Source organism: Candidatus Marivariicella sp., from assembly GCF_983056325.1.
Genome location: NZ_CEZOWA010000002.1, coordinates 62,686 through 76,280 on the forward strand (window position 1 = coordinate 62,686; position 13,595 = coordinate 76,280).

Sequence of the window (13,595 nt, forward strand, 5' to 3'; positions counted from 1 at the left end):
ATATGTCAGATAATAAAAAAATAATTTTCTCCATGTCTGGAGTTTCTAAATCCTATCCTGGAGCTCAAAAAGACGTAATTAAAAATATTCATTTAAGTTTTTATTATGGTGCAAAAATTGGTGTTTTAGGATTAAATGGATCTGGAAAGTCTTCATTATTAAAGATAATTGCAGGGGTAGATAAAAATTTCAGAGGAGACGTTACTTTTAATCAAGATTATAGTATTGGTTATTTGGAACAAGAACCAATAGTTGATAAAAGTAAAACCGTTATTGATGTTATCAAAGAGGGTGTATCAGAAACAGTAAATATACTAGATGAGTTTAATGCTATTAATGATCAGTTTGCACTGCCAGAGGTTTATGAGAATCCGGATAAAATGCAAAAACTTTTAGATAAACAAGCGAACTTGCAAGATGAGATTGATTCAAGAAATGCATGGGAGCTAGACACCCAGCTAGAAATAGCAATGGATGCACTAAGAACCCCAGATGCTAGCGAAAAAATTTCTGTTCTTTCTGGAGGAGAGTTAAGAAGAGTTGCATTGTGTCGATTACTACTTAAAAAACCTGATATATTATTATTAGATGAACCTACTAACCATTTAGATGCTGAATCAGTCCACTGGTTGGAACATCATTTAGCTCAATATAAGGGTACTGTTATAGCAGTTACCCATGACAGATATTTTCTTGATAATGTAGCTGGATGGATTTTAGAATTAGATAGGGGGGAAGGCATTCCCTGGAAAGGAAATTATTCATCTTGGTTAGATCAAAAATCTAAACGTTTGTCAAATGAGCAAAAACAAGCAAGTAAAAGACAAAAAACTTTAGAACGAGAATTAGAATGGGTTAGAATGTCTCCAAAAGGACGACAGTCTAAACAAAAAGCAAGACTATCAAACTACGATAAATTACTTAGCCAAGATCAAAATGTAATTGATGACAAGTTAGAAATTTATATTCCATCTGGCCCAAGACTCGGTAATGAGGTGATTGAAGCATTGGGAGTTAGTAAATCTTTCGGTGAAAAGCTTCTTTATGATGATTTAAGCTTTAGACTTCCTCCCGCTGGAATTGTTGGTGTTATAGGACCTAATGGAGCTGGAAAAACAACCTTGTTTAAGATGATAATGGAAGAATTATCTCCTGACAAAGGATCGTTTAAAACTGGAAAAACAGTAAAAGTGGCTTATGTAGATCAGTCTCATAGTAATATTGATTCTAACAAATCAATATGGTCAAATTTTTGTGATGAACAAGATTTAATTCTTATGGGGGGTAAGCAGGTTAATTCAAGAGCATATTTGAGTCGTTTTAATTTTAGTGGAAATGAGCAAAATAAAAAAGTTTCTGCATTGTCAGGAGGAGAAAGAAATCGACTTCATTTAGCTATGACACTAAAAGAGGAAGGGAATGTGCTGTTATTAGACGAACCCACAAATGATTTAGACGTTAACACTCTTCGAGCTTTAGAAGAAGGCTTAAATAATTTTGCTGGATGTGCAGTTGTTATATCACATGACAGGTGGTTTTTAGATAGAATATGTACCCATATTCTAGCTTTTGAAGGAAATTCAGAAGTTTACTTTTTTGAAGGTTCTTATTCAGATTATGAGCAGAATAAAAAAGAAAGACTCGGTTCAGATTTACTTCCTAAAAGAATTCAGTACAAAAAATTAACTAGAAACTAGTTTTTAATAATCTCAATATTCATAAACCATTCTAATATTACCTCTTTTGTAAGGACTATTTCCAAACTCAGTTTTTTTAAAACCATATTTTTTATACAAATAAATAGAATTTTCAAGCTTGGTGCTGGAGTAAAGGTATATTTCTTTCCAGCTGTTTTTTTCTCCAAATGAAATTGTGAATTCAAGAATTTTATTTCCGTACCCTTTCCCTCTTTCTTCTTTCTTTACTGCCATTTTTGAAAGTTCAAATAAATTTTCTTTTCTTTTAATAAAAGCAAAAGTTCCAATAATTTTATTTTTCTTTTTACCAAAAAAAATGAATCCACCTTTATTTATAATTTGCTCCTCACAGTTCTCCAAAATATCAATATCATAAGGTTCAACCTCAAAATAAGATTTAAGCCACTCAATATTAAAATCAATAAAATACTTAATAAGTTCTTTCCTAAAAGGAATAATTTCAAAATCACCTATCATCCCCTGTCATTAATTCAGGGCGAACCCATTTATCAAATTCTTCACCAGTTAAATAACCTAAACTCAACGATGCTTCTTTTAGTCCCAATCCTTCTTTGTGTGCTTTATTAGCAATTTCAGCTGCTTTGTAATAACCAATTCTAGTATTTAATGCAGTAACTAACATAAGAGAATTATTTAATAGCTCATCAATTCTTTTATGATTTGCTTGGATACCTTCCACACAGTTTACAGAAAAACTCGAACATGATTGCCCAAGAAGAGAAGCAGATTGAATTATATTCATAGCCATTAATGGTTTAAAAACATTTAATTCAAAGTGTCCTTGTGCACCTCCAATTGAAATAGCCACGTCATTTCCCATAACCTGAGCACAAACCATAGTTAAAGCTTCAGATTGAGTTGGATTAACTTTTCCAGGCATAATTGAGCTACCGGGCTCATTTGCAGGAATAAGAATTTCTCCAATACCTGATCTAGGTCCTGATGACAGCATTCTTACATCATTGGCAATTTTATTTAATGAAACTGCCAGCTGTTTTAGTGCACCATGAGTTTCGACTATCGCATCATGAGCTGCTAAAGATTCAAATTTATTTTCAGCAGAGATAAAAGGAAATCCAGTAAATTTTGAAATATATTCTGCAACTTTTTTAGAATAGCCCTTTGGAGTATTTATTCCTGTTCCAACTGCAGTCCCTCCGATTGCTAACTCTGATAAGTGAGGTAAGGTGTTTTCTATAGCCTTAATGCTATATTTGAGTTGTGAAGAGTACCCTGAAAATTCTTGTCCTAATGTAAGAGGAGTAGCGTCCATTAAATGTGTTCTTCCAATTTTAACTATTGATTGAAATTCAACTACTTTTTCTTGTAAAGCCTTTTTTAATTTTTTTACACCAGGGATAGTTACTTCAATAATTTTTTTGTATGCTGCAATATGCATGGCGGTGGGAAATGTATCATTTGAAGACTGAGATTTATTAACATCGTCATTGGGATTTAGTACTTTTTCACCAATGCCTAGTTTATTTCCACCAATAACGTGAGCTCGGTTAGATATAACCTCATTTATATTCATATTAGATTGGGTTCCTGAACCTGTTTGCCATATAACCAGTGGAAATTGTGAATCATGTTGTCCTAAAATAATTTCATCACAAACTTTTGAAATTAAATCTCTTTTTTCAATTGATAGTATTCCAAGTTCATGATTAGTATATGCAGCTGACTTTTTTAAATAAGCAAACCCATATATAATATCCAATGGCATCGAAGAAGGAGGTCCAATTTTAAAGTTATTTCTTGAACGCTCAGTTTGTGCACCCCAATATACATCAATAGGGACCTTAACTTTTCCTAATGTGTCTTTTTCTATTCTGTAATCCATCGCTGTAGTTTATATATACAAAAGTACAAAAATCAAAAATTTACATTTAGTGTGAAAAAAAAGATAATTATTGTATTTTTGTAAAAAGATTTTAAAATATGTTTGAATTTGACCAGTATCTTGGTTTTTTAGCATTCTTAACAATACTCACTATTGGTTTTTGGTTAATGATTTTTCTTATAACATTTGTAATTCCTTATTGGGTTTTTGGATCAGCAATGGAGTCATTTAATGAGTGGAAAGAAAATAGAAAAAATAAATTAAAAACTAAATAGATTTTTTAAAAATCAAATTCTTCCCCGCCTGATTGATTCATTTGTCTTCTTCGTTGATTTTTCTTTTGCTTAACTCTATATGTAAAAGTAAAAATAAAAGTTGGTTGTCTCCATTGGCGCTCACCGTAGCTATAAAAACTGGGTGTGTTAGTTTCAGATATTCTTTTTGATGAATTAAAAATATCACTGGCTCTAAATGAAATTGTTCCTTTGTCTTTTAAAATATCTTTATTTAAAGCACCACTCATAGAGAAGATGCCTTTGCTTTTACTCTGGGCAGTTTCTGTAGGGCCTCTATAAAACATTCTTGTTTGCCAATCAATATCAAAAGGGAGTTTTATGGTTGCATTAATTCTAGCTCGCCAACTCAAATTTTCAGCATCAAAACTAGTTCCATTATATGATCCAATAGTTTCAGAATTAAATAAATTAAAATTACCATTTAATCTTACTTTTCTAGATGGAGTATAAGTTAAATTGAGCTCTGTGCCAATTCGATTATTTTCTGATAAATTCACAGGACTAAGTTTTAAAACAGGAACTTCTAGTATTTCACTTGTTGAATTATTTGGATCTCCTGAGACTATCACTGTTAGTCCTGTGTCTTGGGTTATAAAAGTAAAAACACTAGTTGCTTTTTGTAAATAGATGGAGCTATTAAAAGTAAACGTACTCCATCTTTTTAGATAACCTAAATCAAAAGTATTCGAATAACTTGGATTTATATTTGGATTTCCTTGAAAAATATTAGTCACACTACTTCTTGAAGGAAATGGATTAATTAAATAAGATCTAGGCCTTCTAATTCTTCTGCTATAGCCCAAAGTAAAATTTTCCATTTCATTCAGTTCATAAGATAAATTAACTGTAGGAAAGGCGTCTGTATATTTTTTTTGTGAATAATCTGATGTAGTTATTTGGTCAACTTGAATATTTGAGTTTTCAACTCGAAGACCTAATAAATACGAAAATTTATCTAGCTTTTGTCCATACTGACTATAGAATGCATTGACATACTCTTTATATGTTAATATATTTGATAAGTTAGTATCTATATTATAACTATCAGGTGATATTGCGTCTTGAGCTTGATTTAGATATCCAACCTCATAATCAGTATTTTGGCTATTAAACCTACCTCTGTAACCAAGTTCAAACTGAGTATTTTCATCAATTGGCCAAACATAGTCTGTTTGGATTAAAAATCTTTTTTGATCCTCAAGAGTAGAAACTTTTTCAAATAAAGAGGGTAGTAGATTAGGTAATTTCGTACTAGATTTTATATTGCCAATTTCATCTTCAGAGCTTTCTTCATATTGAATTCTTGCAGTTATTTTTTGACCTTTTTCATCAATTTTATTGTTATAATCAAGAGAATACTGAAATGAATCATCTTTTTCGTCTTCATTTTCAGTTCTTTGAATATAACCAGTTATATCTCCTGATATATTAAGTTCTCTTATGTCATTTGTAGTGTTATTAAAATTATCACTTGTTCTATAAAAACCACTGAGAATTAGTGAACTATTATCATTAATATAGTATTCAACTCCAAGATTGTTAAATATATTTTTTCTATCACGTTTACTATTTCTTTTTTCATTTAAATAAGTGCTTGGCCTTTCTTGGTTAAAATATTCATTATTATTTAAGGAGTTTCCTCTTGTCTGAGTATCTCCAATCGTTGTAGTGCTAAAAATATTCCATTTTTTGGTTCTCCAATTTAATGAAGCAGATCCTCTATTGTTTTTAGGAGACCCAGCATTTAAGGAAAAGTTTCCATTAAGACCAATCAATTCTTGTTTCTTCAATATTATATTTAGAATTCCAGCAGTTCCTTCAGCGTCATATCTAGCTGATGGTGACGTTACTACTTCAACCTTTTCTATAGACTCTGCCGGGAGTTGTCTAAGTCCTTGAGGTCCTGAAATACCAACTAATCCAGATGGTTTCCCATTAATTAAAATTCTTACATTGCTGTTTCCCCTCAAGGCAACTGCTCCGTCTACATCAACTGAAACAGAAGGGATGTTATCTAGAACATCTGCAACAGACCCACCTCGAACTGTTATGTCTTTACCAACGTTATATATTCTTTTGTCTAGTCTAATTTCCACCTCTGTTCTTTCTCCCATAACCTCAACTTCATTGAGAGTATTAACTTCAATCTCAAGTTCAATTTTACCAATATCTAAAGGGCCTTTAATAATTAAATTTTTTTGAATATATTTTTTAAATGATATGTATTCAATTGTTAGGATATATTTTCCAGGCCAAACTTCAATATTAAAATATCCTTCGTTATTAGTTATACCTCCTTGGATTATCTCTGGACGGTTTAAGTTTGTGAGTGAAATTGTTGCGTACTCCAAAGGCTGTCCAGTTTCAATATCAACAACTAATCCTTTGAAATTTTGTTTTTGAAAAGCTTTGTTTGATGTTTGTCCATTTGAAAAAAAAACAACTCCAAATAGCAATAATATATTAATGATTTTATTCATTGAGAATATATAGAATTTAATAATTTATGATGTAGACATTATTCAAATAGAAAGGTTTAAGTTTGATCAATAAAAGAGATTAAAGTATCAATTGGTCTTCCAACAACTGCTTTGTTTTTATAAAAAATTATAGGTCTTTAAATAAGCTTGGGGTGCGTAACTAAAATTTTAATGTAATGATCTTCACATAATGTGTTGTTTTTGAAATTATCTTTCCAAATTTTCTCTTGTTTTCTAACTAATTCTTTTGGATAAACTTTGAGCTGTCTCAAAAGATCTATTATTTCAAAAGTGGATAAGTGATTTTGGATATATAAAATCACTTCATATTCAACAAATGAATTTTTCAATAAGTCCAAAGCCTCTCTTGATTTTTTAAATCTAGGATTATGAAAAATTTCGTACACAGATAACTAATAGAAAAAGACATACTTTTTGAGTAGGTCCTTAAAGATTATATAAAAAAATTACTTAATCTTTTTAACTACAGCTTCAAATGCTTTTGGGTTATTCATAGCCAAGTCAGCAAGTACTTTTCTGTTTAAATCAATATTATTAGATTTAATTTTACCCATGAACTGACTGTAAGACATTCCATTTAGTCTTGCTCCAGCGTTTATTCGAGTTATCCATAATGCTCGAAAATTTCTTTTATTATTTTTCCTATCTCTATATGCGTAGGACATTGCTTTTTCAACAGCATTTTTTGCAATTGTCCACACATTTTTTCTACGACCAAAATAACCTTTGGCTTGTTTTAATATTTTTTTTCTACGTGCTCTTGAAGCAACTGAATTTACTGATCTAGTCATAATTTATTTATTTTTGAAAGAGGCGACATTTAGTTCTTAAAGCCTTTATTCAGGGTTTATTAATCGTTTTAACCATTAAATAACAATTACTTTAATCGTAATTGAACTTTAATATTGTCTTCATCACTTTTATGAACTAATCCGGAATGAGTCAATGCAAGTTTCCTCTTTTTAGATTTTTTCGTTAAAATATGACTTTTAAATGCATGTTTGCGTTTTATCTTACCTGAACCAGTAATTTTAAATCTCTTCTTTGCACTTGATTTTGTTTTCATTTTTGGCATAACCTAATTAATTTTATTTTAATTATTTTTTCTTTGGAGCAATAAACATTATCATTCTTTTACCTTCTAAAACTGGGAGTTGTTCAACTTTTCCCCATTCCTCTAGATCTTGAGCTAGTTTAAGGAGTAATATATGACCCTGTTCTTTGAAAATTATTGATCTTCCTTTAAAAAACACGAAAGCTTTTAGCTTTGCACCATCTTTGAGAAAATTCATGGCATGTTTTTTTTTGAACTCATAATCGTGATCGTCTGTCTGTGGGCCAAAACGAATTTCCTTAACAATAACTTTTGTTGCTTTAGACTTTAAAGATTTTTCACGTTTTTTCTGTTCGTACAAGAATTTTTTATATTCTAGTATTTTACATACTGGAGGAACTGCTTTAGGAGAAATTTCTACTAAATCTAGTTCAAGTTCTCTGGCTAATTCTAAAGCTTTAGGAAGTTTATAAACGCCAACTTCAACGTTGTCTCCAACAAGTCTTAACTCATGAGCTGTTATTTTCTCATTGATTAAATGGGGATTCTCTTTAATTATCCTTCCTGGTCTATTCGTTCTTCTTCTTCGAATTGCTATAGCTTCTAATTTTTAAATTATTTTTTAAAACTTGACATACTGTTGTCAACTTCTTCTTTGATTAATTCAACTAACTCTTCACTTGTTTTACTACCTAAATCGCCTTTTCTATGTTTTCTTACAGAAACAGATTGATTTGTATGCTCTTTTTCACCTACGATTAGCATAAATGGAATTTTATTCATTTCTGCTTGTCGTATTTTTTTTCCAATAGTCTCATTTCGAGAATCTAGCGAGGCGCGAATTTCGTTATTTTCTAAGTAATTTAAAACTTTTTCAGCGTATTTCTCATGTTTTTCACTAACACACAAAATTATCACCTGTTCTGGTGCAAGCCAAATTGGAAAATTCCCACCTGTATGTTCCAATAATATAGCTACAAACCTCTCTAAACTTCCAAAAGGAGCCCTGTGAATCATTACGGGTTGGTGCAACTCATTATCATCTCCTTTATAGGTTAATTTAAATCTTTCTGGTAAATTATAGTCAACCTGTATGGTCCCCAACTGCCATTTTCTTCCTAATGCATCTTTAACCATAAAATCTAGTTTTGGCCCATAAAATGCTGCTTCACCATATTCTACAACGTATTTAAGATTTTTCTCCTCCGTAGCATTAATAATTGCATTTTCTGCTAATTCCCAATTTTCATCACTTCCAATGTATTTTTCAGGCTTACTTTTGTCTCTTAATGAAACTTGAGCGACAAAATCATCAAATCCTAATGAATTGAATACATGAAGGACTAAATCTATAACATTCTTAAACTCTGCGTTCAATTGACTTGGCATGCAAAAAATATGTGCATCATCTTGAGTGAAACTCCTAACCCTAGTCAAACCGTGCAATTCTCCACTTTGTTCATATCTATAAACAGTTCCAAATTCTGCATATCTTTTTGGTAGCTCCTTATAGCTCCAAGGTCTGGAATTGTATATCTCACAGTGGTGCGGACAATTCATTGGTTTTAATAAAAAACTTTCACCTTCTGTAGGAGTTTCAATTGGCTGGAAACTATCTGACCCATATTTTTGAAAATGACCAGATGTCATATAAAGCTCTTTACTACCAATATGAGGAGAAATCACTTGTTCGTACCCTGCCATTTTTTGAGCCTTTTTTAAAAATCCTTCAAGTCTTTCTCTAAGCGCAGCACCTTTTGGAAGCCATAGAGGTAGTCCAATTCCAACCTTTTTAGAGAAAGTAAATAATTCTAATTCTTTACCAAGTTTTCGATGATCTCTTTTTTTTGCTTCTTCAACCAATTCAAGATATTCATTAAGCTCTTTGTTTTTGGGAAATGAAATACCATAAATACGAGTTAATTGTTTTTTTGTTTCATCCCCTCGCCAATATGCGCCAGCCACTGAAGTTAGCTTTACTGCTTTAATTAAGCCTGTGTTTGGAATATGCCCACCTCTGCATAGATCTGTGAAACTGGAATGATCACAAAAAGTTATAGTCCCATCTTCAAGTCCATTTATCAATTCTACTTTATACTCATTCCCAATATTCTTATAAAAGCTTAAAGCTTCTGACTTGGAAGAGTTTCTCATTTTAAAAATAGATTTATTCCTAGCAAGTTCAATAAATTTACTTTCTAGTTTGGGTAGATCTTTTTCAGAAAAGTTAAAATCTCCAAAATCTGCATCATAATAAAACCCTTGTTCAATTGAAGGACCAATTGTTAGTTTGGTTGACGGAAATATATCTAAAATAGCTTCAGCCAGAACGTGGGCAGAGGAATGCCAAAAAGCGGACTTACCTTCATCGTCATTCCACGTGAAGAACTTTATCTTTCCGTCGGTATCTATTTTTGATGATGTTTCCAGAATTTTATCGTTGTATTTTGCAGATAGTATATTTCTAGCAAGTCCTTCACTAATACTTTTTGCAACTTCTAACACAGATACTCCACTTTTGTAATTTTTAGTAGCTCCATCTGGGAATTTGATATTAATCATATTATTATAATCTAGGTAAAGATAAGCTGACTAAAGCTGTTAAAAAAGAGTAGAGTTAAGAATCTGTTTTTTTTTTGAAATTATTATCTAAAGAACTTACTATATTCGAAATTCCTATAAAACCTAAAGCAATAGAACTGCCTGCAATTATAAGGCCTAGAGTCAGAACATATATATACAAACCGTGCTCTTTATTTTGAAAAGCTTGTTGAATAACGAACGGACCCATAAAGGCAAAAATAATTGCAAAAGCCAATTTTTTAAAACCTTTTATTAGTCTATCTTTTTTCAATTAGTATTTTTTGATTCAATTGCCTTTCTAACACTTTTATGTTTTTTCAATAAATTTAAAGCTTCGGAGTAACTTATCTTTAAGTTTTCTTTAATTATTCTACATGCTCTATCTTCAAGTTTTTTATTTGTAATTTGAATATCAATCATTTTACTTCCCTTTACATGGCCTAGTTTTATCATTGAAGCTGTAGATATCATATTCAGTATAAGTTTTTGAGAAGTGCCTGCTTTCATCCTTGAGCTTCCTGTTATATATTCTGGACCAACTATCACTTCAATAGGGTAATCAGCGTAATGCGTTATAGGACTTCCTGGATTAGAACAAATACAAGCTGTTGGTATTTTGTTTTTCTGACACTCTTTCAGAGAACCAACAACAAAGGGTGTTGAGCCTGATGCAGCTATTCCAATAACGAAATCATTTGAATTTATATTATGGATTTTTAATTGTTCCCACCCTTCTAAATAATCATCTTCTGCAAGTTCAACAGAACTTCTCAGTGCTTGATCACCCCCAGCAATTATACCTATTACAGAGTTAGGATCAGTTCCAAAAGTTGGAGGACATTCAGAAGCGTCCAACACTCCTATTCTTCCACTAGTTCCAGCTCCAATATAAAACAAACGTCCATTTTTATTTAATTGAAAAATAACTTTTTCAATAACTTTTTCAATTATGGGAATTACGTTTTCTATAGCTTTTAAAACAGTGTAATCTTCATTGTGAATTTCATTGATGATCTCATTAACTGATTTTGATTCTAAATTATTGTATTTAGAATCCTTTTCTGTTATTTTTAAATATTGCATCGGATTAAGATAGTAAAGAATTAAATTTAAATAACTCTAATTTATAAATCAGGCTAACTTAATATCAAGATTTAGTTTAATTTCATTTAAAAACTCTTGAGTGGTTAAATAATTTGAACTGGTTAAGTTTTCCTTATGGATTAATAATGCTAAATCTTTAGTCATTTTACCACTTTCAACAGTTTCAATGCATACATTTTCAAGTAAACTACAAAAGTCTATTAATTCTTTATTTTTATCTAATTTACCTCTAAAAGACAACCCCCTTGTCCAAGCAAAAATTGAAGCAATTGGATTTGTGGAGGTAGCTTCTCCTTTTTGATGTTGTCTGTAATGCCTAGTTACAGTTCCATGAGCAGCTTCTGCTTCCATTGATTTTCCATCTGGAGTAACTAAAGTTGAAGTCATTAAGCCAAGTGATCCAAATCCTTGAGCAACGGTGTCAGATTGAACATCACCGTCATAATTCTTACAAGCCCATACAAAACCACCGCTCCATTTCATAGCTGCAGCAACCATATCATCTATTAATCTGTGCTCATATGTAATTTTAGCAGAAGCAAATAAATCTTTGAATTCTTTTTCATAAACGTCTTGAAAAATATCTTTAAATCTCCCGTCGTAAGCTTTTAGTATCGTGTTTTTCGTTGATAAATATAACGGCCACTTTTTATCTAAAGCTCTATTCATGCATGATCTAGCAAATCCATATATGGATGAGTCAATATTGTACATGCTCATTGCAATTCCATCTTCTTGAAAATTATATATGTCCCATATTTTTTTTTCACTACCGTCTTCAGGAGTAAAGGTCATCGTTAATTTCCCTTTTCCGTGTGTTACGATATCAGTAGCTTTGTACTGGTCACCAAAAGCGTGCCTTCCAATACATATCGGCTTTGTCCATCCTTGGACGTATCTAGGAACATTTTTCATGATAATTGGTTCTCTAAATACAGTTCCCCCTACAATGTTTCTTATTGTACCGTTTGGTGATCTCCACATTTTTTTTAAAGTATACTCCTGAACTCTTTGTTCATCTGGAGTAATAGTAGCACATTTGACACCTACATTGTACTTATTAATTGCGTTTGCAGCATCTATAGTTATTTGATCATCAGTAAAATCTCTATTTTTGATACCTAAATCAAAATACTTTAATTCAATATTGACATATGGTAATATGAGCTTGTCTTTTATGAATTTCCATATTATTCTGGTCATTTCGTCTCCATCTATCTCTACAACAGGATTTTTAACTTGAATTTTTAGCATTTGATGAGTAATTAATTATAATTTTTCAAAACAACTTATTTTTTAGAGATATTACTAAAAAAACCGCATTAGTGCGGTTTTTTTAATTTATTATTTTAAGACCTCTTTAATACGAGCTTTTTTACCTCTTAAATTTTTGAAATAGTAAATACGTGAGCGCCTTACTTTACCTTGTTTATTCAATTCAATTTTTTCAATTGTTGGAAGATTCAAAGGAAAAATTCTCTCAACGCCAATTGTTCCTGACATTTTTCTAATAGTAAAAGTTTTTGATTGCCCTTTACCTTTAATCTGTATAACAACACCTTTGAAAAATTGGGTCCTTATTTTTTCACCTTCACGTATTTGGTAGTAAACAGTTATGGTGTCTCCGGATGAAAATTTTGGGAATTGATTTTGAGGTATATATTCTTTTTGAACGAAGTCGATTAACGCTTCCATAAATAATTATTATAATTTTAAAAATTCAACATTCACGATTCTCGCCAGAGGTTAAATTATTCAGCAAAATTAACTTTTTTTTATTTAATATAAAAATGTGATTAAATTTATTTGTCAAGTAAATCTGGCCTCAATCTCTTTGTCAATTCAATTGATTTTTCTTCTCTCCATTCCTCGATTTTAGGTGTATTTCCTGAAAGAAGAATTTTAGGAACATTTAAACCTTTATATTCTGCAGGTCTAGTATATATTGGAGGAGCTAAAATATCGTCTTGGAAACTATCAAATAGTGCAGAAGATTCATTACCTAAAACGCCAGGTAAAAGTCTTACAATTGAGTCACATATGACGGCTGCAGCAATTTCCCCTCCTGAAAGTACAAAGTCACCAATTGAAATTTCTTGTGTAATAAAATGATCTCGAACTCTTTGATCTACTCCTTTATAATGACCACAAAGCAATATTAAATTAGTGCAGTTTGATAGTTTGTTAGCAATAGGTTGGTTAAGAGTTTCTCCATCCGGAGTTAAGTAAATTATTTCATCATATATTCGCGTAGATTGGAGACTTTCAATGCATTTAGCAATAGGCTCTATCATCATTACCATTCCAGCCCCACCACCGTATTGATAATCATCCACTTGTTTTAGTTTTTTTGAACTAAAATCTCTTGGATTATGAAAAAAAATCTTAACAAGCTTAGACTCTTTAGCTCTTTTAACTATGGAAGCATTAAAGGGACTTTCTAAAAGTTCGGGAAATAGAGTTATAATGTCTATGCGCATGATTGATATTAAAAAG

15 protein-coding genes are annotated in these 13,595 nt (G+C 31.2%); 2 read left to right on the forward strand and 13 right to left on the reverse strand.

Annotated elements, in window-relative coordinates; all coding sequences use genetic code 11:
- Positions 1-2 precede the first annotated feature (2 nt).
- A complete protein-coding gene (ettA, locus tag AC3ATN_RS01030; RefSeq protein ID WP_487531342.1) occupies positions 3-1,697 on the forward strand; it encodes an energy-dependent translational throttle protein EttA in 1,695 nt (564 codons plus the stop codon).
- Between the two features lie 12 nt (positions 1,698-1,709).
- On the opposite strand, the gene AC3ATN_RS01035 is transcribed toward ettA, so the two are convergent.
- Both AC3ATN_RS01035 and fumC read right to left on the reverse strand, forming a co-directional pair.
- Positions 1,710-2,174 carry a GNAT family N-acetyltransferase gene (locus AC3ATN_RS01035; protein ID WP_487531343.1) on the reverse strand — a complete coding sequence of 155 codons (465 nt, stop codon included), beginning with the start codon at positions 2,172-2,174 and terminating at the stop codon, positions 1,710-1,712.
- A complete protein-coding gene (fumC, locus tag AC3ATN_RS01040) occupies positions 2,164-3,561 on the reverse strand; it encodes a class II fumarate hydratase (protein WP_487531344.1) in 1,398 nt (465 codons plus the stop codon). Before fumC ends, AC3ATN_RS01035 begins: the two co-directional genes overlap by 11 nt.
- Before the next feature lie 98 nt (positions 3,562-3,659).
- Here fumC and AC3ATN_RS01045 point away from each other — a divergent pair, with 98 nt between their 5' ends.
- Positions 3,660-3,836 (forward strand): hypothetical protein, encoded by a 177-nt coding sequence (locus AC3ATN_RS01045; protein ID WP_487531345.1) that lies wholly within the window; start codon positions 3,660-3,662, stop codon positions 3,834-3,836.
- Positions 3,837-3,841: 5 nt separating this feature from the next.
- Here AC3ATN_RS01045 and AC3ATN_RS01050 read toward each other — a convergent pair whose 3' ends face one another.
- From AC3ATN_RS01050 to trmD, 11 genes are all read right to left on the reverse strand, one after another.
- Positions 3,842-6,337 (reverse strand): TonB-dependent receptor, encoded by a 2,496-nt coding sequence (locus AC3ATN_RS01050; protein ID WP_487531346.1) that lies wholly within the window; start codon positions 6,335-6,337, stop codon positions 3,842-3,844.
- Positions 6,338-6,474: 137 nt separating this feature from the next.
- Entirely contained in the window at positions 6,475-6,744 is a 270-nt protein-coding gene (locus AC3ATN_RS01055; RefSeq protein ID WP_487531347.1) for a thioredoxin domain-containing protein, read from the reverse strand.
- 60 nt (positions 6,745-6,804) lie between these two features.
- Positions 6,805-7,149, reverse strand: a complete 345-nt coding sequence (gene rplT / locus AC3ATN_RS01060; RefSeq protein ID WP_487531348.1) for a 50S ribosomal protein L20 — start codon at positions 7,147-7,149, stop codon at positions 6,805-6,807.
- Between the two features lie 86 nt (positions 7,150-7,235).
- On the reverse strand, positions 7,236-7,433 hold the full coding sequence (gene rpmI / locus AC3ATN_RS01065; RefSeq protein WP_487531349.1) for a 50S ribosomal protein L35: 198 nt from the start codon (positions 7,431-7,433) through the stop codon (positions 7,236-7,238).
- Positions 7,434-7,455: 22 nt separating this feature from the next.
- Complete coding sequence (gene infC, locus AC3ATN_RS01070; protein WP_487531402.1) at positions 7,456-7,968, reverse strand: translation initiation factor IF-3; 513 nt, start codon at positions 7,966-7,968, stop codon at positions 7,456-7,458.
- Positions 7,969-8,027: 59 nt separating this feature from the next.
- Complete coding sequence (thrS, locus tag AC3ATN_RS01075) at positions 8,028-9,974, reverse strand: threonine--tRNA ligase (RefSeq protein ID WP_487531351.1); 1,947 nt, start codon at positions 9,972-9,974, stop codon at positions 8,028-8,030.
- 55 nt (positions 9,975-10,029) lie between these two features.
- The gene (locus AC3ATN_RS01080) at positions 10,030-10,266 is read right to left on the reverse strand and encodes a DUF6095 family protein (protein WP_487531352.1); all 237 of its coding nucleotides are present in this window, start codon (positions 10,264-10,266) and stop codon (positions 10,030-10,032) included.
- Positions 10,263-11,078: an N-acetylmuramic acid 6-phosphate etherase gene (locus tag AC3ATN_RS01085; protein WP_487531353.1), complete on the reverse strand. Its 816-nt coding sequence runs from the start codon at positions 11,076-11,078 to the stop codon at positions 10,263-10,265. The genes AC3ATN_RS01080 and AC3ATN_RS01085 overlap by 4 nt, the downstream gene beginning before the upstream one ends.
- A gap of 48 nt (positions 11,079-11,126) precedes the next feature.
- Positions 11,127-12,353, reverse strand: a complete 1,227-nt coding sequence (locus tag AC3ATN_RS01090; protein WP_487531354.1) for an NADP-dependent isocitrate dehydrogenase — start codon at positions 12,351-12,353, stop codon at positions 11,127-11,129.
- Between the two features lie 90 nt (positions 12,354-12,443).
- The gene (rplS, locus tag AC3ATN_RS01095; RefSeq protein WP_487531355.1) at positions 12,444-12,794 is read right to left on the reverse strand and encodes a 50S ribosomal protein L19; all 351 of its coding nucleotides are present in this window, start codon (positions 12,792-12,794) and stop codon (positions 12,444-12,446) included.
- A gap of 107 nt (positions 12,795-12,901) precedes the next feature.
- On the reverse strand, positions 12,902-13,579 hold the full coding sequence (trmD, locus tag AC3ATN_RS01100) for a tRNA (guanosine(37)-N1)-methyltransferase TrmD (protein ID WP_487531356.1): 678 nt from the start codon (positions 13,577-13,579) through the stop codon (positions 12,902-12,904).
- Between the last annotated feature and the right edge of the window lie 16 nt (positions 13,580-13,595).